This is a genomic window from Angustibacter peucedani, assembly GCF_054779595.1.
Genome location: NZ_BAAGXY010000124.1, coordinates 1 through 20,016, shown reverse-complemented (window position 1 = coordinate 20,016; position 20,016 = coordinate 1). Strand labels below are relative to the sequence as shown.

The 20,016-nt window shown below is 73.7% G+C and carries 20 protein-coding genes and 1 pseudogene; 9 read left to right on the top strand and 12 right to left on the bottom strand.

All coding sequences use genetic code 11. The features are described from left to right. Positions 1 to 463, bottom strand: a pseudogene (locus ACYVJ4_RS17135) (hypothetical protein); the annotation flags it as partial. 100 nt (positions 464 to 563) lie between these two features. Here ACYVJ4_RS17135 and ACYVJ4_RS17130 point away from each other — a divergent pair. Then, positions 564 to 1,274: a response regulator gene (locus tag ACYVJ4_RS17130; RefSeq protein ID WP_460461300.1), complete on the top strand. Its 711-nt coding sequence runs from the start codon at positions 564 to 566 to the stop codon at positions 1,272 to 1,274. Further along, positions 1,271 to 2,671 carry a sensor histidine kinase gene (locus tag ACYVJ4_RS17125; protein ID WP_460461299.1) on the top strand — a complete coding sequence of 467 codons (1,401 nt, stop codon included), beginning with the start codon at positions 1,271 to 1,273 and terminating at the stop codon, positions 2,669 to 2,671. Before ACYVJ4_RS17130 ends, ACYVJ4_RS17125 begins: the two co-directional genes overlap by 4 nt. Here ACYVJ4_RS17125 and hflX read toward each other — a convergent pair. Next, complete coding sequence (gene hflX, locus ACYVJ4_RS17120) at positions 2,661 to 4,082, bottom strand: GTPase HflX (protein ID WP_460461302.1); 1,422 nt, start codon at positions 4,080 to 4,082, stop codon at positions 2,661 to 2,663. The two genes, ACYVJ4_RS17125 and hflX, sit on opposite strands and share 11 nt — an antisense overlap. A 140-nt stretch (positions 4,083 to 4,222) precedes the next feature. Here hflX and ACYVJ4_RS17115 point away from each other — a divergent pair, with 140 nt between their 5' ends. After that, a complete protein-coding gene (locus ACYVJ4_RS17115) occupies positions 4,223 to 4,840 on the top strand; it encodes a class I SAM-dependent methyltransferase (RefSeq protein WP_460461298.1) in 618 nt (205 codons plus the stop codon). A 10-nt stretch (positions 4,841 to 4,850) separates the two neighbouring features. Here ACYVJ4_RS17115 and ggt read toward each other — a convergent pair whose 3' ends face one another. The 4 genes from ggt to miaA form a co-directional block, all read right to left on the bottom strand. Continuing rightward, positions 4,851 to 6,713 (bottom strand): gamma-glutamyltransferase, encoded by a 1,863-nt coding sequence (ggt, locus tag ACYVJ4_RS17110; protein ID WP_460461297.1) that lies wholly within the window; start codon positions 6,711 to 6,713, stop codon positions 4,851 to 4,853. A gap of 58 nt (positions 6,714 to 6,771) precedes the next feature. Beyond that, a complete protein-coding gene (locus ACYVJ4_RS17105) occupies positions 6,772 to 7,788 on the bottom strand; it encodes a type IV toxin-antitoxin system AbiEi family antitoxin domain-containing protein (protein ID WP_460461296.1) in 1,017 nt (338 codons plus the stop codon). A gap of 105 nt (positions 7,789 to 7,893) precedes the next feature. Beyond that, positions 7,894 to 8,778, bottom strand: coding sequence for a diaminopimelate epimerase (gene dapF, locus ACYVJ4_RS17100; RefSeq protein WP_460461295.1), 885 nt, complete (start codon positions 8,776 to 8,778; stop codon positions 7,894 to 7,896). Next, on the bottom strand, positions 8,768 to 9,676 hold the full coding sequence (gene miaA, locus ACYVJ4_RS17095) for a tRNA (adenosine(37)-N6)-dimethylallyltransferase MiaA (RefSeq protein ID WP_460461294.1): 909 nt from the start codon (positions 9,674 to 9,676) through the stop codon (positions 8,768 to 8,770). Before miaA ends, dapF begins: the two co-directional genes overlap by 11 nt. Positions 9,677 to 9,786: 110 nt before the next feature. Between miaA and ACYVJ4_RS17090 the strand changes: the two genes are divergently transcribed. Continuing rightward, positions 9,787 to 9,975: an antitoxin gene (locus ACYVJ4_RS17090; protein WP_460461293.1), complete on the top strand. Its 189-nt coding sequence runs from the start codon at positions 9,787 to 9,789 to the stop codon at positions 9,973 to 9,975. A 10-nt stretch (positions 9,976 to 9,985) separates the two neighbouring features. Here ACYVJ4_RS17090 and miaB read toward each other — a convergent pair whose 3' ends face one another. Next, positions 9,986 to 11,527: a tRNA (N6-isopentenyl adenosine(37)-C2)-methylthiotransferase MiaB gene (gene miaB, locus ACYVJ4_RS17085; RefSeq protein ID WP_460461292.1), complete on the bottom strand. Its 1,542-nt coding sequence runs from the start codon at positions 11,525 to 11,527 to the stop codon at positions 9,986 to 9,988. 115 nt (positions 11,528 to 11,642) lie between these two features. On the opposite strand from miaB, the gene ACYVJ4_RS17080 reads away from it, so the two are divergent. The 4 genes from ACYVJ4_RS17080 (at position 11,643) to ACYVJ4_RS17065 (ending at position 15,023) form a co-directional block, all read left to right on the top strand. Continuing rightward, a complete protein-coding gene (locus tag ACYVJ4_RS17080; protein ID WP_460461291.1) occupies positions 11,643 to 12,422 on the top strand; it encodes an amino acid ABC transporter ATP-binding protein in 780 nt (259 codons plus the stop codon). Between the two features lie 64 nt (positions 12,423 to 12,486). Then, a complete protein-coding gene (locus ACYVJ4_RS17075) occupies positions 12,487 to 13,407 on the top strand; it encodes a glutamate ABC transporter substrate-binding protein (protein WP_460461290.1) in 921 nt (306 codons plus the stop codon). 105 nt (positions 13,408 to 13,512) lie between these two features. Then, positions 13,513 to 14,169, top strand: a complete 657-nt coding sequence (locus ACYVJ4_RS17070; protein ID WP_460461289.1) for an amino acid ABC transporter permease — start codon at positions 13,513 to 13,515, stop codon at positions 14,167 to 14,169. After that, positions 14,166 to 15,023, top strand: coding sequence for an amino acid ABC transporter permease (locus ACYVJ4_RS17065; protein WP_460461288.1), 858 nt, complete (start codon positions 14,166 to 14,168; stop codon positions 15,021 to 15,023). Before ACYVJ4_RS17070 ends, ACYVJ4_RS17065 begins: the two co-directional genes overlap by 4 nt. An 81-nt stretch (positions 15,024 to 15,104) precedes the next feature. On the opposite strand, the gene ACYVJ4_RS17060 is transcribed toward ACYVJ4_RS17065, so the two are convergent. Both ACYVJ4_RS17060 and recA read right to left on the bottom strand, forming a co-directional pair. Next, entirely contained in the window at positions 15,105 to 15,698 is a 594-nt protein-coding gene (locus ACYVJ4_RS17060) for a regulatory protein RecX (RefSeq protein WP_460461287.1), read from the bottom strand. Between the two features lie 3 nt (positions 15,699 to 15,701). Further along, positions 15,702 to 16,754 (bottom strand): recombinase RecA, encoded by a 1,053-nt coding sequence (gene recA / locus ACYVJ4_RS17055; protein WP_460461286.1) that lies wholly within the window; start codon positions 16,752 to 16,754, stop codon positions 15,702 to 15,704. Between the two features lie 213 nt (positions 16,755 to 16,967). Here recA and ACYVJ4_RS17050 point away from each other — a divergent pair, with 213 nt between their 5' ends. Continuing rightward, complete coding sequence (locus ACYVJ4_RS17050; protein ID WP_460461285.1) at positions 16,968 to 17,186, top strand: DUF2277 family protein; 219 nt, start codon at positions 16,968 to 16,970, stop codon at positions 17,184 to 17,186. 6 nt (positions 17,187 to 17,192) lie between these two features. Here the strand turns inward: ACYVJ4_RS17050 and ACYVJ4_RS17045 are convergent, their stop codons facing one another. Genes ACYVJ4_RS17045 through ACYVJ4_RS17035 form a run of 3 tightly spaced genes read right to left on the bottom strand, consistent with a single transcriptional unit; the run spans position 17,193 to position 19,743 of the window. Continuing rightward, positions 17,193 to 17,963: an ABC transporter permease gene (locus tag ACYVJ4_RS17045; RefSeq protein WP_460461284.1), complete on the bottom strand. Its 771-nt coding sequence runs from the start codon at positions 17,961 to 17,963 to the stop codon at positions 17,193 to 17,195. Continuing rightward, on the bottom strand, positions 17,963 to 18,790 hold the full coding sequence (locus ACYVJ4_RS17040) for an ABC transporter permease (RefSeq protein WP_460461283.1): 828 nt from the start codon (positions 18,788 to 18,790) through the stop codon (positions 17,963 to 17,965). The genes ACYVJ4_RS17045 and ACYVJ4_RS17040 overlap by 1 nt, the downstream gene beginning before the upstream one ends. After that, positions 18,790 to 19,743 (bottom strand): ABC transporter ATP-binding protein, encoded by a 954-nt coding sequence (locus ACYVJ4_RS17035; RefSeq protein ID WP_460461301.1) that lies wholly within the window; start codon positions 19,741 to 19,743, stop codon positions 18,790 to 18,792. The genes ACYVJ4_RS17040 and ACYVJ4_RS17035 overlap by 1 nt, the downstream gene beginning before the upstream one ends. Positions 19,744 to 20,016 lie beyond the last annotated feature (273 nt).

The following is a 20,016-nucleotide window of genomic DNA, read 5'->3' as shown; positions in this document are numbered from 1 at the left end:
CGGCCGGGGTCGACGTCCCGGCCCGGCGCCAGCGCAGGGCCGCCGCGGCCCCGAGCACCGCGGCGACCTCGAGCACGGCGCACACGACGTCGGCGATGCCGAACGGCTCGGCCGCACCCGGCACGGGCCCGAAGGGCAGGCCGGTCGTCCGGGTCACCAGCCAGAGCAGCACGGTCAGGCCGTCGACGGTCGCCGCGGCGGCGAGCACCCGCCCGACGCCGAGCCGCGCCCACCGGTCGGGCGTCCACAGCGCCAGCGCGAGCGCCCCCTGCGCGACCGTGATCGCGAGGAAGAACGCGCCGTACGCCCACCACTCCCCGAAGTGCTCGCCGGTGACGGCCAGGTGGATCGCGGCGGCCCCGCCGGTGCACGCCGCCGTCACCCGGGCGGCCACGAGGGCCGGCGGGGTGGCGGGGCGGACGTCGAGGACCTGGGTCTGCTCGGTCGGGTCGTCGGTGCTCATGGCGCCAGCGTGTCGAGCGCGCATCAGGGGCACGGTCGGCCATCGTCAAGATCGTGTACGAGCCTTGCGCCGCCTCGGGACGGCCTGCACCGTGAGCACCATGACACCTGCCCGCCGGGTCCTCGTGGTCGAGGACGAGCCGGCCCTGGCCGACCTCGCGCGGCTCTACCTCGAGCGCGACGGCTTCGCGGTCGAGGTCGCCGTCGACGCCGCGGGGGCCGAGGCGGCCGTGCGGCGCACCCCGCCCGACGTCGTCCTGCTCGACATCGGGCTGCCCGGCGGCCGCGACGGCGTCGACGTCTGCCGCCAGATGCGCGCGCGCCACGACTGGACGCCGGTCATCATGGTCACCGCCCGGGACGACGAGGTCGACCGCGTGCTGGGCCTCGAGCTCGGCGCCGACGACTACGTCACCAAGCCCTACTCCCCCAGGGAGCTCGTCGCCCGGGTGCGCGCGGTGCTGCGCGGGCGCGAGATGACCGGCGCGCGCTCGGCGGCCGACGACGAGCCGGCGCTCGAGGTCGGCGACGTGCGCCTCGACCCCGGACGACGAGAGGTCAGCGCAGCGGGCGCGCCGGTCGAGCTCACGGCGACCGAGTTCGACCTGCTGGCCCACCTGATGCGCCGGCCCGGACGCGTCTTCGGCCGCGGGGAGCTGCTGCAGCAGGTGTGGGACTACCCGCCGGACGACGCGAGCCGCACCGTCGACGTCCACGTCGCGCAGCTGCGGGCCAAGCTCGGCGATGCCAGCCCGATCCGCACCGTGCGCGGCGTGGGCTACGCCGTCGACGACCGCCGCGCCGCCCGGTGAGCGAGGTCTCGGGCGGGCGGCTGCGGCGTCCGACGCTGGCCCAGCGCACGACGCTGGTGATCACCGCGACGGTGGCGCTCGCCGTCCTGCTCGCGGCGCTGCTGTCGGTGGGGCTGGTGCGCCAGGCCGCCCGCGGCGAGGCGCAGCGGGCGCTGGCCCGGCAGGCCGAGGTGGTCACGGGACTGCTGGACGCCGCGCAGCCGGCGCGCGCCGGGCAGGCCCTGCGGGTGCTGCGGCAGACCGACACCCCGGTGGCCCGGCTGACCGCCGACGGGCAGGCCCGCGGTGACGCGCTCGCGGTGGCGGCGGTCGAGCGCGGACGCGAGCGCTTGCTGGCCGGCCAGCCGGTGTCGCTGCGGTTCGTCGACGGCCGCCGCACCGTGATCGCCGAGGGCCGTCCGCTCGAGGGCGGCGGGGCGCTGGTGCTGGCCCGCACCCAGTCCGACGCGATCGGACCGGCGGTGCGCCTGCTCTGGCGGCAGGTGCTGGCGCTCGCGATCGCCCTCGTCGTGGCGGTCGTCGCGGGCGTGGTGCTGGCCCGGTGGTTGGCCGCGCCGCTGCGGCGCATGGCGGCAGCCGCGCACCGGCTGGCGGCGGGCGACCGCGACGTGCGGCTCGACCCTTCCGGCCCGGACGAGGTGGCGCAGGTCGCCGAGGCGGTCAACTCGTTGAGCGCGGCGCTCAGCAGCAGCGAGCGGCGCCAGCGCGACTTCCTGATGTCGGTGTCGCACGAGCTGCGCACGCCGCTGACCGCGATCCGCGGGTACGCCGAGTCGCTGGCCGACGGCGTCACGACCGGCGACGCCGTCCCCGCCGCCGGCGCGACGATGGTGGCCGAGGCGCGACGGCTGGAGCGGCTGGTCGGCGACCTGCTCGATCTCGCCCGCCTGGACGCCGTCGACCTGCGGGTCGAGCACGTGGCCGTCGACCTGCGCACGATCCTGGACGACGCCGAGCCGGTGTGGCGGCAGCGCTGCGTCGAGGGCGGCCAGCACCTGCTGGTCGAGCGGCCGGACTCCCCGGTGCCGGTGGTCACCGACCCGGTGCGGGTGCGCCAGGTCGTCGACGGGCTGGCCGAGAACGCCCTGCGGGTGACGCCGGACGGCCGGCCGGTCGTGCTGGCCGTGCGCCCCGACGGCGACCACGCGGTCGTCGAGGTGCGCGACGGCGGCCCGGGGCTGACCGACGACGACCTGCGGGTGGCCTTCGAGCGGTCGGCCCTGCACGACCGCTACGCCGGACGACGTCCGGTCGGCACCGGGCTCGGCCTGGCCGTGGTCGCGGCGCTGGCCGGACGGCTGGGCGGCACCGCGCAGGCGCAGCACGCCCCGGAGGGTGGCGCGTGCTTCCGCCTGGTGCTGCCCCTGGACGCGCCGGAGGCGCCGGTCAGGCCGTGACGGCGAACGGCTCGAGCTCGCCGGCCAGCGGCGGCATCACCCGCGCCGTGATGCGCGTGCCCTCGGCCAGGTGCTCCTCGTGCAGCACCTCGCCGTCGGCGTGCAGCCGGCTGACCAGGTCGCCGCGGTCGTAGGGCAGCAGCACCTCGACCTCGACGTCCGGGCGCGGCAACAGCTCCTCGACGCGGGCGCGCAGCTCGTCGAGCCCCTCGCCGGTGCGGGCCGAGACGACCACGAGGTTGCGCTCGCGCGAGCGGACCCGCGCGACCACCTCGGGGTCGGCGGCGTCGGCCTTGTTCAGCACGACCAGCTCGGTCACGTCGTGGGCGTCGACGTCCGCGAGGACGGTGCGCACCGCCTGGATCTGCCCCTCGGGATCGGGGTGCGAGGCGTCGACGACGTGCAGCACGAGGTCGCTCTCGGCGACCTCCTCCAGCGTCGACCGGAACGCCTCGACCAGCTGGTGCGGCAGCGCGCGCACGAAGCCGACGGTGTCGGCCAGCGTGTAGAGCCGGCCGTCGCTGGTCTCGGCGCGGCGCACGGTCGGGTCGAGGGTGGCGAACAGCGCGTCCTCGACCAGCACGCCGGCGCCGGTGAGGCGGTTGAGCAGGCTGGACTTGCCGGCGTTGGTGTAGCCGGCGATGGCCACGGACGGCACGGCGTGGCGCTTGCGGTCCTGGCGCCCGACGTCGCGCGCGGTCTTCATGTCGCGGATCTGGCGGCGCAGCTTGGCCACGCGGGTGCGGATGCGGCGACGGTCGAGCTCGATCTTCGTCTCGCCCGGACCGCGCGAGCCGATGCCCTCGCCGCCCGCGACCCGACCGCCGGCCTGGCGCGACATCGACTCGCCCCAGCCGCGCAGGCGCGGCAGCAGGTACTCGAGCTGGGCCAGCTCGACCTGCGCCTTGCCCTCCCGGCTGCGGGCGTGCTGGGCGAAGATGTCCAGGATCAGGGCGGTGCGGTCGATGACCTTGACCTTGACGACGTCCTCGAGCGCACGCCGCTGGGACGGCGAGAGCTCGCCGTCGCAGATCACGGTGTCGGCGCCGGTCTCGACCACGACGTCGCGCAGCTCGCGGGCCTTGCCGGAGCCCAGGAAGGTGCCGGGGTCGGGCCGGTCCCGGCGCTGCATCAGGGCGTCGAGCACCTGCGACCCGGCCGTCTCGGCCAGGGCCGCGAGCTCGCGCAGCGAGTTCTCGCCCTCGGCGACGTCGCCGTCGAAGACCCCGGCCAGCACGACGCGCTCGAGGCGCAGCTGGCGGTACTCGACCTCGGTGACGTCGGCGAGCTCGGTGGACAGGCCCGCGACGCGGCGCAGGGCCTGCCGGTCGGCCAGGTCGAGCTGGTCGCCGTCGTAGTCCGCCGCGTCGTCCAGGTCGGGGGCGTCGTCCACGTGGTCCAGCGGGTCCACGACGTCGTCCACGGTGCGGGCGGTGGCAGCGGTGCGGTTCACAGATCTCCTGGGTCAGGTGCGTGCGGGAAGCTCCCCCAACGTGACACATCAACGCTCGGGGCGGCCAGCGGATTCCGGCGGCTGCGACACTGACCGCCGTGAGCGAGGGCACCGACCACTACTTCACCGCGCGTCCGGCGAGCGCCGCCGACCTGCGGCCGCTGCACGTGCAGCTGGCCGGCCGCGAGCTCGACCTCGTGACGGCGTCCGGGGTGTTCAGCCCGGACCGCCTCGACCTCGGCACGCAGGTGCTGCTGCGCGAGGTGCCGGCGCCGCCGCAGCACGGCCACCTGCTCGACCTCGGCTGCGGGTGGGGGCCGGTGAGCCTGTCGCTCGCCCTGGCCGCCCCCGACGCCACGGTGTGGGGCGTCGACGTCAACGAGCGAGCGCTGGACCTGTTGCGCCGCAACGCCTCTGCCGTCGGCGCTGCCGGTGTGCGCCCGACGCTGCCCGACGACGTCCCGGACGACGTCCGCTTCGCCGCGCTGTGGAGCAACCCGCCGATCCGGGTCGGCAAGACGGTGCTGCACGACATGCTGCTGCGCTGGCTGCCCCGCCTGGACGACGGCGCGAGCGCGTACCTGGTCGTGCAGCGCAACCTGGGCTCGGACTCGCTGCAGCGGTGGCTGCAGGAGCAGCTCGAGCCGCGGGGGTTCGGCGTCGAGCGGCACGCGAGCGCCAAAGGGTTCCGCGTGCTGCGCGTCGACGCCCCCTGAGCGGGGCGGCTCAGCGCTGCGGGCGCACCACCATGGCCGAGCCCCCGCCGCGCCGCGTGGTCTCCGCCGCGGCCTGGAAGGTGCCGTCGCGGCGCAGCACGATCCCGGTGGCGGCGCCGATCTCGGGGTTGGCCTTCAACACGTGGCCGAGACCGGTGAGCGCCGCGCCGAGCGGACCGTCGTAGATCGCGGGTTCCGCCTCCTCGGCGGCGCCGTTGCGCGACGACAGCCGCGGTGCGGCGATCGCGTCGACGAGCGGCAGCCCGCGGTCGACGTACTCGGTCAGCACCTGGGTCACGGTGGTGATGATCGTGGCGCCGCCGGGCGAGCCGAGCGCCAGCACCGGCCGACCGTGCGAGGTCACGATCGTCGGGCTCATCGACGAGCGCGGCCGCTTGCCCGCACCCGGCAGGTTCGGGTCGGGCACGCCCGCTGTCACCGGCACGAAGTTGAAGTCGGTGAGCTCGTTGTTGAGCAGGAAGCCCCAGCCCGGCACGGTGATGCCCGAGCCGCCGGTCTGCTCGATGGTCAGCGTGTACGACGCCACGTCACCCCACCGGTCGGCGACCGTCAGGTGCGTGGTGCCGTGGTCGTCGCGGATCGCGCTGGTCCGGCCGGCCGCACCGTCGCACGCGTAGGAGCCGTCGGGGTTGCCGAACGGCAGCGGGCGCGTCGCGGCCTTCGTGGGGCTGAAGAGCGTGCACGCCCGCTCGTCGGCGAAGCCCTGCGAGGTCAGCTCGCGGGTCGGCACGCCGGGCACGCTGCCCACCCAGCGGCCGCGGTCGGCGAACGCCGTCGCCGTCGCCTCGCTGAAGCGGTGCAGGTACTGGGTCTCGTCGACGTCCGAGAGCTTCGTGCCGGTCTGGTGGTCGTAGGCCTCCAGCAGGTTCAGCGACTCCCCCGTGGCGATGCCGCCGGACGACGACACCGGCATGCCCCGCACCTCGAGGCCGCGGTAGCGGGTGGTGGTGGGCTCGCGCAGCAGGGCGCGGTAGCTCGCGAGGTCACGGCGGGTGAGCTGGCCGGGGTAGACCGTGCTGCCGTCGGAGGTGTGCGGGTGCTGCGCCTCGCGCACGAGAGCCGCACCGAGCTCGCCCCGGTAGAGCGCGCCGACGCCGTGGCGCTGCAGCTCGCGGTAGGCCTTGGCCATGTCGGGGTTTCGGAACACCGAGCCGGTGGCCGGCGGCTGGCCACCCTTCAGGTACAGCGCCGCGGTCGCGGGGAACCTCGCGAAGCGCGCCGCGTTGTCGCTGACCTGCTGGTTGAACGTCGCGTCGACGACGAAGCCGCGACGCGCGACCTCCTCGGCCGGCTGCATCAGCCGGGCGAAGCTGCGGGTGCCCCAGCGACGAGCGGCGGCGTCCCAGAGCGCCGGCGTGCCCGGGACCCCTACGGACAGACCGGAGTTCACGACCGTGGCGAAGTCCAGGGGCTTGCCGTTGCCGTCGGTGAAGGTGGTGCTGGTGAAGGTGCGCGGTGCGGTCTCGCGGCCGTCGAGCGCCTCGACCCGTCGGTGCTTCGCGTCGTAGTAGACGAGGTACCCGCCACCACCGATGCCCGACGAGAACGGCTCGGTCACCCCGAGCGTCGCGGCCGCCGCCACGGCCGCGTCGGCCGCGTTGCCGCCGTGGCGCAGGACGTCGATGCCCACCTGGGTGGCGACGTCGTCGACCGAGGCCACCGCTCCCCCGCCGCCGGTCATCACCGGCACCTTGGGCGCGGACGGCGTGACCGGTCCGGGGTCGTGGTGGCCGGGGTGGCTGCCGTGGCCGTGGCCGTCGGCGCGGCCGCCAGCCTGCGCCGCGGACGGCGCGACCAGGGCCGCGGCGGCGAGCCCGGCGAGCGCAGCGGTGACAGCAACCGGACGTCTCATGACAAACCTCCACGAAGGGACCGTCCGGCCACCGTAGCCCCGTCTCCACTGATCCGCCTCAGGCCGAAGCCTCGTGCTCGCTGAGCGGGAAGGATCCTTCGGCCTGCCCGGCCGCACAGCCCGGACGGCACGCCCGGACCGCGCCCGACCACCCCTGACGGGTGAGCACCATCGCGACCTCGGCCGCGATCCCGCACGGATCAGCCACCACCTCGCGCCACCCGTAGCGCAGCGTGGTCTCGCCGGACCTCGCCGCCCGGTTGTCGCGCAGCCGGTCCCGGAAGGCGTGCTCGTCCCGGTGGAACGCCCGCCCGTCCAGCTCGACGACCGTCCGCCACCGCCGGTACCGGACGTCGCGGTACCAGCTGCCGCCGTCTGGCGCCGCCTCCCGGGTGTTGCGCTCACCGGCCGGCAGTCCGTGCGGGCGTTCCACGTCGAGCAGGTACCTGCGCTCCAGCGGGGACTGGACGCCGTCGGCCACCTGCGCGCACAGCTGCTGCACCAGGCGGCGCCACCGCAGTCGGCGCCGCCCGGCCAGGGCGGCCAGCACGCGGTCCGGCGTCGTCAGCCGTCGGCTCGTCACCGCGATCACCAGGTCGACGACCAGGTCTGGTGACCCGGCGCGGTCCACCGCGTCGAGCAGCGCCTCGACCATCGGCGATCGCCACGGCTGCCGCTGCCCGTCGACGAGGAGGCGCTCGCGCACGCGCACCCGCACGCCGGGGCGTCGGGCCACCCGGCGGTCGGCGGGCACGGCGACCTCGACGACGTCCGGGCACCGGTCGACCGCCCCGTGGAGCCAGAGCGCGGCGGATCCGGCGATCGCGGCACGGGGACGGCCCTCCCGCTCCAGCACACCGCTGCACGCGTGCAGCAGCGCGGCCCAGATCCGGCCGCGCGCGTCCAGGCCCGAGCCCAACCGGTACACCCCGGGGTGCAGCACCGTCCACGCCCCGCTCGACGGTCGTCGTCCGATCGCCGCCGACGACATCCCCGCCCCGAGCAGCTGCTGACGGGACGCGACGCCCGACTGCCGGTCGGCCAGCTCGCGGACCGCGGACGGGTCTCGTGCCATCCGCACAGTGTCGTGGCCCGGCCGGAACCACCGCTGTCCCCCTGTGGACGACGGTCACGCCGAAGGATCGTGCCCGCTCAGCGGGCACGATCCTTCGGTTGGCGACTAGAGGGTCAGGGTGCCGTCGGCGACGAGGACGGCGGGACCGGCGAGCTCGACCGTGCCGTCGGCCAGCACGGTCACCCGCACGGTGCCGCCGGGCACGTCCACCCGCCAGGTGTCGACCTCACCACCGCCCGCGACCGCCGTCCACGCCCGCGCGGCCAGCGCCGCCGCCGCCGCGCCCGTGCCGCACGAGCGGGTCTCGCCCACGCCGCGCTCGTAGACCCGCATGCGCACGTGCCCGGCGTCCTTGACCACGACGAGCTCGACGTTGGTGCCGTGCGGCGGCTGCGGGCTCACGACGGGCGCGACCCGCAGGTCGAGCCCGTCCAGGACCGCGTCGTCGGGCAGCACGACCACGGTGTGCGGGTTGCCGAGGTCGAGCGACAGCCCGGCCAGCGAGCCCTCGAGCCCGTCCAGGCGCACCTGCGCGTCGCCGCCGTCCGCGAGAGCCTGCTCGCCGCCCACCACGCGCCAGCCGCCGAGGTCGACCGCGATCTCGTCGCCGTCGACCCGCACGCTCTTGGTGCCGGCGCGCGTGGCCACGTGCAGCGCGGTGGTGCTGGCCGGCACGAGCCCCTCGCGCAGCAGGTACCGCACGAAGACCCGCACGCCGTTGCCGCACATCTCGGCCGCCGAGCCGTCCGCGTTGCGGTAGTCCATGAACCACTCGGCCGCGGCCGCCTGGTCGGCCACCTCGGGCACGGCCGCGGTGCGCACCACGCGGATCACCCCGTCGCCGCCGATGCCGGCGTGCCGGTCGGCCAGCAGCGCCACCTCGACCGGTCCGAGGTCGAGCGCGGCGTCCGGGTCGGGCACGAGCACGAAGTCGTTCTGCGTCCCGTGGCCCTTGGTGAAGGTCAGCTGCACGCGTCCATCATCGACCATCGGCCGCGCGGACGACGGCCACCGCCTGCTCGACGACGTCCGGCGCGCCCGACGGCAGCCACACCACCCGCTCGTCCCGGCCGAACCACGACTCCTGGCGGCGCGAGAGCCGTCGGGTCAGACGGGCCGTCTCGTCCTGCGCCTGCGCGCGGGTGAGCGTGCCGTCGAGCTCGGCCAGCGCCTGCGCGTACCCGACCGCCCGCGAGGCCGTGCGCCCCTCGCGCAGCCCCTGCGGCACCAGCTGCTCGACCTCGGCCAGCAGGCCGTCGTCCCACATCTGCCGCACGCGGGTCCCGATCCGCTCGTCGAGCACCTCGCGCGGCGCCCGCAACCCGACCTGCACGGTGGGGCGCAGGTAGGCGGGCTCGGGCAGCGTGGCCGAGAACGGGCGCCCGGTGAGCTCGACCACCTCCAGCGCCCGGACGACGCGCCGCACGTTGCCGGGCAGGATGCGCTCGGCGCTGACGGGGTCGACCGCCCGCAGCCGGTCGTGGGTCGCGGTGGCGCCCTCGGCCTCGGCCCGCTGCTCCAGCCGGGCCCGCACGGCCGGGTCGGTCGGCGGGATGTCCAGCGCGTCGAGCGCGGCGCGCACGTAGAGGCCCGACCCGCCGACGAGCACGGGCACCAGGCCGCGGGCGGCGACGTCGTCCAGGCAGGTCCGCACGTCGCGCTGGTAGGCCGCGACGCTCGCCTCGTCGGTCACCTCGAGGACGTCGAGCAGGTGGTGCGGCACGCCACCGCGCTGGTCCGGGCGCAGCTTGGCCGTGCCGACGTCCAGGCCGCGGTAGAGCTGCATCGCGTCGGCGTTCACGACCTCGCCGCCGAGCCGCTGCGCGAGAGCGATCCCGAGGTCGGACTTGCCGGTCGCGGTCGGACCCACCACGGCGACGACCTGCACGGCGCCATCCCACCACACCGCGCCCGGGCCCTGGCGCCGGCCGGGCGTGCAGGGCAGGATCGACGGGTCAGGCGTCCGCGCCGCGGACCCGCGACCCGGGGAGGAACCCCATGGGCATGTTCGACGACCTCAAGGCCAAGGCCGAGGAGCAGATCGCCAAGCACCCCGACCAGGTCGAGAAGTTCAGCGACCAGGCGATCGAGAAGGGCGGCGACGCGGTCGACAAGGCCACCGGCGGCAAGTACGCCGACAAGGTCGACCAGGCCCAGCACACCGCCGACGAGAAGATCGGCGAGTAGCCAGGACCGTTCAGCCGCAGGCGTTCTGGACGACGACCGGCTCCGGCACGCCGACCTTCGGCAGACCCAGCCCGACGGCCCGGCCGGTCGCGCCCTCGGCCGGCTGGTCCTGCCGCGCCTGCCAGGCGTCTCCTGCGCGCGTGCGCCGCACGACGTACGGCCCGCCCGCGAGCGCGCCGTCGGCCACCAGGTGGTGCGGTGCGCCGTAGGTCACCTGCACGGTCGCCATGTCACCCGGGCGCGGGACCTCCGCGCCCGGCGGCACGGCGAGGTGCACCAGCCGGTTGTCGGCCGCGCGCCCGCTGAGCCGGTGCGTGGCGTCGTCCTTGCGCCCCTCGCCCTCGGCGACCAGCACCTCGAGGGTGCGGCCCTCCTGCGCGCGGTTCTCCGACCACGAGATCTCGTCCTGCAGCGCGACGAGCCGCTCGTAGCGCTCTTGGACGACGGCCTTGGGCAGCTGGTCGGGCAGCGTGGCCGCCGGCGTGCCCGGCCGCTGCGAGTACTGGAAGGTGAAGGCGCTGGCGAACCGTGCCTGCCGGACGACGTCCAGCGTGCCCTCGAAGTCCTCGTCGGTCTCGCCCGGGAAGCCGACGATGATGTCGGTCGTGATCGCGGCGTCCGGGATGCGCGCGCGCACGCCGTCGACGATGTCGAGGAAGCGGCGCGAGCGGTACGAGCGCCGCATCGCCTTCAGCACCCGGTCGGACCCGCTCTGCAGCGGCATGTGCAGGCTCGGCATGACGTTCGGCGTCTCGGCCATCGCCTCGACGACGTCGTCGGTGAACGCCGCCGGGTGCGGGCTGGTGAAACGCACGCGCTCCAGGCCCTCGACCTCGCCGCAGGCGCGCAGCAGCTTCCCGAACGCGAGCCGGTCGCCGAACTCGACGCCGTAGGTGTTGACGTTCTGGCCGAGCAGGGTCACCTCGAGCGCACCCTGCGCGACGAGCGCCTCGACCTCGGCGAGCACGTCGCCGGGACGACGGTCCTTCTCCTTGCCCCGCAGGCTCGGCACGATGCAGAAGGTGCAGGTGTTGTTGCACCCGACGCTGATCGAGACCCAGCCGGCGTAGGCGGACTCGCGCTTGGTCGGCAGCGTCGAGGGGAAGACCTCGAGCGACTCGAGGATCTCGACCTGCGCCTGCTCGTTGTGCCGGGCGCGGTCGAGCAGCGCGGGCAGCGAGCCGATGTTGTGGGTGCCGAAGACGACGTCCACCCAGGGCGCGCGGCGCACGATCTCGCCGCGGTCCTTCTGCGCCAGGCAGCCGCCGACCGCGATCTGCATGCCGGGGTGGCTGCGCTTGGTGGGCGCCAGGTGGCCGAGGTTGCCGTAGAGCTTGTTGTCGGCGTTCTCGCGCACCGCGCACGTGTTGAGGACGACGACGTCCGGCGTGCTGCCCGCGGGCGCCGGCGCGTACCCGGCCGTCTCGAGCAGCCCGGTCAGGCGCTCGGAGTCGTGGACGTTCATCTGGCAGCCGAAGGTGCGCACCTCGTAGGTTCGCGGCGCGGCCCGGGTCGGGTGGTCGGTGGCGGCGTCGGTCAGCTCGGTCGTCATGGCGTCGTCCAGGGTACGTGCCGGCGGTGTCCGCGGTCACAACTCGGTACCAGGGTGCAGCCGGGACAGACCCGCTCATAGCCAGCGAAGTCGCCCACCGCTAACCTCCGTCTGCATGACCGACTCAGCCGCTTCTCAGGATGCTCGTCCTGACCAGCGCCGCCCCCTGGTGGTCCTCGACCATGTCAACAAGCACTTCGGCGACCTGCACGTGCTGCGCGACATCGACCTGACGATCGGCGAGGGCGAGGTCGTGGTCGTCATCGGCCCGTCCGGCTCGGGCAAGTCCACGCTGTGCCGCGCGATCAACCGGCTCGAGACCATCGAGTCCGGCACGATCACGCTGGACGGCGAGCCGCTGCCCGCCGAGGGCAAGGCGCTCGCCCGGCTGCGGGCCGACGTCGGCATGGTCTTCCAGTCGTTCAACCTGTTCGCGCACAAGACGATCCTCGAGAACGTCACGCTCGGGCCGACCAAGGTGCGTGGCATCGACAAGGCCACGGCCGAGAAGCGCGCCCAGGAGCTGCTCGAACGCGTCGGCGTCCAGGCCCAAGCCGACAAGTACCCGGCGCAGCTGTCCGGCGGGCAGCAGCAGCGGGTCGCGATCGCCCGGGCGCTGGCCATGGACCCCAAGGTCATGCTCTTCGACGAGCCGACCTCGGCGCTCGACCCCGAGATGATCAACGAGGTCCTCGACGTCATGACCAGCCTGGCCAAGTCCGGCATGACCATGGTCGTCGTCACGCACGAGATGGGCTTCGCCCGTCGTGCGGCCGACCGCGTCGTGTTCATGTCCGACGGCCAGGTGCTCGAGCAGGCGACGCCCGAGGAGTTCTTCACGACCCCGACCTCGGACCGGGCCAAGGACTTCCTGTCCAAGATCCTCAGCCACTGACGCCGGCTGGACCTCGCCCGACAGCAGACCCGACCAGACGCAGCAGCGAACGAGAAGAGGGACGATGAAGCGCACAGGGAGTTCGATCGTGGTGGCCGGGGCCGTGCTGGCCCTGGCCCTGACCGGGTGCGGCAAGGAGGGCACGCCGACGACGTCCGGTGCGGGCGGCGGGGCGAGCGACGCCTGCACGACATCCGGCGCGACCTTCACGCCGAGGAAGCCGTCCATCACCGGGAGCCCGACGTTCGACAAGATCTCGTCGGCCGGCGCGGTCAAGGTCGGCGTCAAGGCCGACCAGCCCAACCTCGGCTACAAGGACACCAGCGGCAAGCGCTGCGGGTTCGACATCGAGATGGCCCAGCTGATCGCCGCCGGCCTCGGCGTCGACCCGGGCAAGATCCAGTTCTCGGAGATCCCCTCGGCCAACCGCGAGTCGGCGCTCAAGGGCGGGCAGATCGACTACTACGTCGGCACCTACTCGATCACCGACGACCGCAAGAAGGACGTCGCGTTCGCCGGTCCGTACTTCGTGGCCGGGCAGGACCTGCTGGTGCGCAAGGACGAGAGCGACATCCAGGGCAAGGACACGCTGAAGGGCAAGAAGGTCTGCTCGGCCACCGGGTCGACGCCGATCCAGAAGGTGCGCGACGAGGGCCTGACCGAGCCCGAGAACATCGTCGAGTTCAAGACCTACTCCGAGTGCGTCTCGCAGCTGCTCGACGAGAAGGTCGACGCGGTGACGACGGACGACGCGATCCTCAAGGGCTTCGCGGCGCAGAACCCCGACAAGCTCAAGGTCGTCGGCCAGCCGTTCTCGACCGAGAAGTACGGCATCGGCCTGCCGCACGACGACAAGGCGATGCGCGACGCCGTCAACGACCTGCTCGAGGCGTCGTTCACCGACGGCACCTGGCAGAAGGTCTACGACGGCACGCTGGGCAAGTCCGGCTCGGCCGCGAAGCCGCCGGAGCTCGAGCGCTACTGAGGTCGGCTCGGGGCGGACGTCGCGACGTCCGCCCCGACGGCCTCCCCCGGCCCACCTGACCTGACCCCGACCAAACCCCGAACGACCTGACCTCGAGGAGCGTGCGTGCAGGACTTCTTCGCGGTGCTCGGCGACAACGGCTCGCTGTTCGCCCGGTTCTTCTGGACGACGGTCAAGCTGTTCGTCATCAGCGGGCTCGGTGCGCTCGTGCTGGGCACGGTGCTCGCCGCGCTGCGGGTCTCCCCCGTGCCCGCGATGCGCGCGTTCGGGGCCGGCTACGTCAACGTGCTGCGCAACACGCCGCTGACGCTCGTGCTGGTGTTCTTCGGGTTCGCGGCGCCCAAGCTCGACATCCCGATCGACTACTTCCCGGCCGCCTGCATCGGCCTGGTGCTCTACACGGCGGCGTTCGTCTGCGAGGCCGTGCGCTCAGGCATCAACACCGTGCCCGCCGGCCAGGCCGAGGCGGCGCGGGCCATCGGGCTGCCGTTCGGCCAGGTGCTCACCCAGGTGGTGCTGCCGCAGGCGTTGCGCGCCAGCGTTCCCCCGCTGGTGAGCGTGCTCATCGCGCTGCTGAAGAACACCACGGTCGCGACCGCGGTGAACGTCGCCCAGGCCGGCTCGCTGCCGGACTACCTCAGCGAGCGGGGCGCCAACCAGCTGTTCGTCAACACCTGGATCGCGTTGATCTTCCTGGCGCTCGTGGTGCCGCTGGCGCTGGCGCAACGGGCGGCCGAGCGGCAGGCGGCGGTCGTGCGATGAGCGGCTCGACGGTGCTGTACGACGCGCCCGGACCCCGGGCGCAGCAGCGCTACCGCCTGCTCGGAGCGGCGACCGTGCTCGTCGTGGTGGCGCTGGTCGCGTTCGTCGTCTGGCGGCTGGTGGCGACCGAGCAGTTCTCGGCGGCACGCACGGCGCAGTTCCAGTACGCGGCGGTGCAGCGCGAGCTGCTGCACGGCTACCTGGCGACCGTCAAGGCGGCCGGGGTCGCGACCGTGCTCGCGCTGGCGCTGGGGGCGCTGCTCGCGGCCGGACGGCTCTCGGACCACGCCGCGGTGCGGGCGCCGTCGGCGGCGCTGGTGGAGTTCTTCCGCGGCGTGCCGCTGCTGATCCTGATGTTCTTCTTCTACTACGGCTCGCTCGAGTACGACCTCGGGCTCACGCCGTTCTGGGCCGTCGTGCTGGGCCTGACCCTCTACAACGGGTCGGTGCTGGCCGAGATCTTCCGGGCCGGCGTGCAGGCGGTGCCGCGCGGGCAGTCCGAGGCGGCCTACGCCCTGGGCCTGCGCAAGACGCAGGTGATGGTGCAGGTGCTGCTGCCGCAGGCGGTGCGCACCATGCTGCCCTCGATCATCAGCCAGCTCGTGGTGCTGCTCAAGGACACCGCGCTCGGCTTCATCCTCACCTACAACGAGCTGCTGTACGTGGCCAAGCAGATCGGTGGCCGCGGGGCGTTCGACTTCCCGTACGTGCTGACCTACCTGGTCGTGGCGGCGATCTACATCGCCACCTGCGTGGCGCTGAGCCTGGTGGCGACGTGGCTGGAGCGGCGGTCGCGCCGGTCGCGCCGCACCGTCGCCCGCGTGCCGGACGACGCCGCGGCTCCGGCCGCCTGAGGCTGCGCCGGTCCGGCGGACCGGGTCAGGCGGACCGGGTCAGGCGGACCGGGTCAGGCGGACCGGGTCAGGCGGGCCGGGTCAGCCCAGCGGCTCGACGTCGTCCGCCGGAGCCTGCGCCCCGTCAGCCGCCAGCGCCTCGCGCACGACGGACATGGCCAGGCCGGCCGGGTAGCCCTTGCGGGCGAGCATCCCGGCCAGCCGGGCCAGCCGCTTGTCGTGCGGCAGGCCGCGGGTGCTGGGCAGCCGCCGCGCCACGAGGTCGCGTGCGGTGCTGGCCTCGTCGTCGTCCTGTACCTGCTCGAGCGCGTCGCGCGCGGTGTCGTCGTCGACGCCCTTGCGGCGCAGCTCGTGGGCCAGGGCCCGTCGGGCGAGGCCGCGGCTGGCCCGCTGCGAGCGCACCAGCATCTCGGCGAACGCGGTGTCGTCGACCAGCCCGACGTCCTCGAACCGGTCGAGCACCCGGGCCGCGACCTCGTCGCTGGCGCCGCGAGCGGCCAGCGTGTCGGCCAGCTGCGCCCGCGAGCGCGGCGCCATGGTCAGCTGCCGCAGCACGATCGAGCGCGCCACCTGCTCGGGATCGGCGTCCGGCGTCTCGTCGGCGGTGCCCCCCGGGGTGGGAGCGCTGGGACCGCGCTGCCCGCCCCGGCGGGACGACCGACGTCCGGTGCTCACGGGCTAGAAGTCGACCTTCGCCTCGGCCAGCTCGACCACGTCGGCCGGGGCGTCGACCCGGGCGCCGATGCCGAGCTTCTCCTTGATCCGCTTCTCGAGCTCGTTGGCCAGGTCGGGGTTGTCGCGCAGGAACGAGCGCGCGTTCTCCTTGCCCTGGCCGAGCTGGTCGCCGTCGTAGGTGTACCAGGCACCGGACTTGCGGACGAAGCCGTGCTCGACGCCCATGTCGATCAGGCCGCCCTCGCGGGAGATGCCCTGGCCGTAGAGGATGTCGAACTCGGCCTGCTTGAACGGCGGGGCCATCTTGTTCTTCACGATCTTGCAGCGGGTGCGGTTGCCGACCGGGTCGGTGCCGTCCTTCAGCGTCTCGATCCGGCGGACGTCGAGCCGCACCGACGCGTAGAACTTCAGCGCCTTGCCACCCGTGGTGGTCTCGGGCGAGCCGAACATCACGCCGATCTTCTCGCGCAGCTGGTTGATGAAGATCGCGGTGGTCTTGGAGTTGCTCAGCGCACCGGTGATCTTGCGCAGCGCCTGCGACATGAGACGGGCCTGCAGGCCGACGTGGCTGTCGCCCATCTCGCCCTCGATCTCGGCGCGGGGCACGAGCGCGGCGACCGAGTCGATGACGATGATGTCGAGCGCGCCGGAGCGGATCAGCATGTCGGCGATCTCGAGCGCCTGCTCACCGGTGTCGGGCTGCGACACCAGCAGGGCGTCGGTGTCGACGCCGAGCTTCTTGGCGTACTCGGGGTCGAGCGCGTGCTCGGCGTCGATGAAGGCCGCGATGCCGCCGGCCTTCTGCGCGTTGGCCACGGCGTGCAGCGCGACGGTCGTCTTGCCCGAGGACTCCGGGCCGTAGATCTCGACCACGCGGCCGCGCGGCAGGCCGCCGATGCCCAGCGCGACGTCGAGCGCGACGGACCCGGTGGGGATCACCTCGATCGGGGCGCGGACGTCGTCGCCGAGGCGCATGACGGAGCCCTTGCCGAACTGGCGGTCGATCTGGGCGAGGGCGGTGTCGAGCGCCTTGTCGCGGTCTGCGGGAGCAGGCATGTGATGTCCTCAGGTGTGCGGCCGGGCCGTGCCGACCGGTGGGTCCGTTGTCGTCGAGGAGGACGCTAGGCGTCCGCACCGACAGCGGTCAGGTCACCACCCGCGGCCTGTGGACCGTGGGACGACGCCCTTCCTGATGTGGACAACCGTACCGAACAGGTGTTCGAGCGGTGGGAGGTTCCGCGGCGTGTCGCGCCGCCGTACGCTGGCGGCATGTGCCGCAGCATCAAGACCTTGCGAGAGCCCTACACCGAGGACGTCGGCCCCGACGACGTGCGCGCCGCCGCCCTGCAGTACGTGCGCAAGATCAGCGGGTTCCGCCAGCCCGCGCCGCACAACGCGGCCGCGTTCGACGCCGCGGTCGCCGCGGTCGCGCAGGCCACGCAGGACCTGCTCGGCGACCTCCAGGTGCGCGGCGCCCGCTCGGCCTGACGGCGGCTACTTCAGCAGCAGCACCGCAAGCCGGCGCCGGGTGACCGCGAGCCCGACCGCGCCCATGGCGAGCAGCACCGCCACGTGCCCCAGCAGCGACCAGCTCACCTGCCCCAGCACCAGCCCGCGCTCGAGCGCGACGCCGTGGTAGAGCGGGGAGAGCTGCACCAGCCAGCGCAGCGCCGCCGGGTAGGCCTGCACCGGGAAGAACGTGCCCGACAGCAGGGTCAGCGGCACGAGCGCCATCTGGATGTAGTCGAAGTCCTGGAAGTTGCGGATCCAGGTGGTGGCGGCCATGCCCACGGCCGAGAACACGAACCCGATCAGCGTCGCCACCGGCAGCGCGAGCACGGCCCACCAGCTCGTGGTGAGGCCCATCGCCACCGAGATCGCCAGGAAACCCAGCACGTAGATCCCGCCGCGCACCAGCGACCAGAGCATCTCGCCGATCGCGATGTCGCGCGGGCCGACCGGCGTGGCCAGCATCGCGTCGAACGTGTGCATGTACTTCAGCTTGAAGAACATGTTGTACGTGGCGTCGAAGACCGCACCGTTCATGGCCGACATCGCCAGCATCGCTGGCGCCATGAACTGCGCGTAGGTGACGGTGCGGCCGTCGGCCAGCGGGATGTCGCCGATCAGCGCGCCCAGCCCGATGCCGAGCGAGAAGAGGTAGAACACCGGCTCGAGGAAGCCGGTGAGGAACGCGACCCACTGGCGCCGGTAGGTCAGGACGTTGCGCTCGACGACGACGCCGGCCAGGGCGAGGGCGCTCATCAGACCACCATCCGTCGCCGCAGCTGGCGCTCGGCCAGCCAGGCACCGACGACCACCCACAGCAGCAGGTAGGCGACGTGCCCGAGGTCGGGACCCAGGTCGAGCGTGCCGAGCGTCGCGTCGCGGGCGAGCGACGACCCGTGCCACAGCGGGACGACGTAGGCCACCGGGTGCATCCAGCCCGGCAGCTGCTCGACCGGGAAGAACGTGCCGGAGAACAGGAACATGGGCACCAGCCCGAGCCGGAACACCAGGTTGAAGGTGGTGTCGGTCTCGGCGCGGGCCGAGATGGCGAACATCGGCGCCGCGTAGGCCAGCGTCACCAGCACCACCGCGACCAGCGAGAGCACGCCGGTCCACGACGGCACGGCGCCCACCACCGTGGCGACCACGAGGAACACGACGGCGCTCAGCAGCGAGCGCAGCGTGATGGCCACCAGGTTGCCGGCCACCACGTCGCGCACGCCGATCGGCGTGGCGAGCATCGCGTGGTACTGCCGCTGCCACTTGATCGCGCCGAGCACGGGGTACGACGCGTCGAAGACGCCGGTCTGCATGGCCGTCGCGACCAGCACCCCCGGGGCGATGAACTGCACGTACGGCACCCCGCCGAGACCCGACGAGCCGCCGCGGTCGACCAGCGAGCCGAGGCCGTAGCCCATGGCCACGAGGTAGAGCAGCGGCGAGACGAACGCGCCGAACAGCGTGCCGCGGAAGGTGCGCCGCATCAGGACGAAGAAGTACTCGAGCACCCGCACGGCGGGGTGGGGCACGGCGGTGGTCGGCGCCGCGGACGGCGGACGGCTCAGCGAGACGGTGCTGGCCATCAGTCGACCAGCGTCCGGCCGGTCAGCCGCAGGAACACGTCCTCGAGCGTGCTGCGCCGCACGAGCGAGGACAGCGGCCGGACGCCGCGCTGGTGCACCGCGGCCGTGGCGGCCTCGCCGTCGTCGACGTAGAGCAGCAGCCGGTCGGGCAGCACCTCGACGCGGTCGGCCACGCCCTCGACGGCCGTGGCGTGCGGTGCGAGGTCGTCGTCCGGGAACCGCAGCTCGAGCACCTCGCGGGTCGACCAGGACTCGATCAGCGAGCGCGGGCTGCCCTCGGCGACGATGCGGCCGCCGTCCATGACGACGAGCCGGTCGCACAGCTGCTCGGCCTCGTCCATGTAGTGCGTGGTGAGGACCAGCGTCACGCCCTGGCGCTTGAGCCGGAACAGGCGGTCCCACAGCACGTGGCGGGCCTGCGGGTCGAGGCCCGTCGTCGGCTCGTCGAGCAGCAGGATCTCGGGCCGGTTGATGAGGGCGCGCGCGATGGTCAGGCGCCGCTTCATGCCGCCGGACAGCGGCTCGACCATGGCGTCGGCTCGCTCGACCAGGTTGGCGAACTCGAGCAGCTCGCCGGCGCGACGACGGCACTCGGCGCGCGAGAGCCCGAAGTAGCGGCCGTAGATCAGCAGGTTGTCGCGCACGGTGAGCTCGCCGTCGAGCGAGTCCTGCTGCGGGACGACGCCGAGCCGGGCCCGGATCTGGGCGCCCTGGGTGCGCGGGTCGAGCCCGAGGATCTGCAGGTCGCCGCCGGACGGCGGGGACACGCAGCCGATCATGCGCATGGTGGAGGACTTGCCGGCGCCGTTCGGCCCGAGGAACCCGAAGGCCTCCCCGCGCTCGACCTGGACGTCGATGCCGTCGACGGCCGTGAAGTCGCCGAACTGCTTGCGCAGCCCCTCGGCGCGGATCAGCACCTCGGTGCCGGCACCTGCCCCGTCACCGTGCTGCACCGCCTGCTGCGTCGTCGTCCCGTCATCCACCCGAGCGACCCTAGCCAGGCGGTCCGACACCCGCGACGCGATATCGGGGGCAGGTCCCGGTGACGCAGATCACCACCGCGTACGCTCGCTGCTGCAACCCGGCGCCGGGCTGAGGCGTCTGCCCTGGTGACCGGGATCTGCACGCCTCGATCGGGGGACCACATGCCGCACCACACCACCGCGCACCCGCGCCGCCCGCTGCTCGCGCTCGGCGCGGCCGCGCTGGCCGTCGTCGCCGTCCGG

Coding starts and splice junctions, on each gene's coding strand:
- ACYVJ4_RS17045 (WP_460461284.1), bottom strand. CDS start 17,963: ATGAGCGCCCTCGCCCTGGCCGGCGTCGTCGTCGAGCGCAACGTCCTG.
- recA (WP_460461286.1), bottom strand. CDS start 16,754: ATGCCTGCTCCCGCAGACCGCGACAAGGCGCTCGACACCGCCCTCGCC.
- dapF (WP_460461295.1), bottom strand. CDS start 8,778: ATGGTCGATGATGGACGCGTGCAGCTGACCTTCACCAAGGGCCACGGG.
- ACYVJ4_RS17050 (WP_460461285.1), top strand. CDS start 16,968: ATGTGCCGCAGCATCAAGACCTTGCGAGAGCCCTACACCGAGGACGTC.
- ACYVJ4_RS17080 (WP_460461291.1), top strand. CDS start 11,643: ATGACCGACTCAGCCGCTTCTCAGGATGCTCGTCCTGACCAGCGCCGC.
- ACYVJ4_RS17040 (WP_460461283.1), bottom strand. CDS start 18,790: ATGGCCAGCACCGTCTCGCTGAGCCGTCCGCCGTCCGCGGCGCCGACC.
- ACYVJ4_RS17090 (WP_460461293.1), top strand. CDS start 9,787: ATGGGCATGTTCGACGACCTCAAGGCCAAGGCCGAGGAGCAGATCGCC.
- ACYVJ4_RS17105 (WP_460461296.1), bottom strand. CDS start 7,788: ATGGCACGAGACCCGTCCGCGGTCCGCGAGCTGGCCGACCGGCAGTCG.
- miaB (WP_460461292.1), bottom strand. CDS start 11,527: ATGACGACCGAGCTGACCGACGCCGCCACCGACCACCCGACCCGGGCC.
- ACYVJ4_RS17130 (WP_460461300.1), top strand. CDS start 564: ATGACACCTGCCCGCCGGGTCCTCGTGGTCGAGGACGAGCCGGCCCTG.
- ACYVJ4_RS17075 (WP_460461290.1), top strand. CDS start 12,487: ATGAAGCGCACAGGGAGTTCGATCGTGGTGGCCGGGGCCGTGCTGGCC.
- ACYVJ4_RS17065 (WP_460461288.1), top strand. CDS start 14,166: ATGAGCGGCTCGACGGTGCTGTACGACGCGCCCGGACCCCGGGCGCAG.
- ggt (WP_460461297.1), bottom strand. CDS start 6,713: ATGAGACGTCCGGTTGCTGTCACCGCTGCGCTCGCCGGGCTCGCCGCC.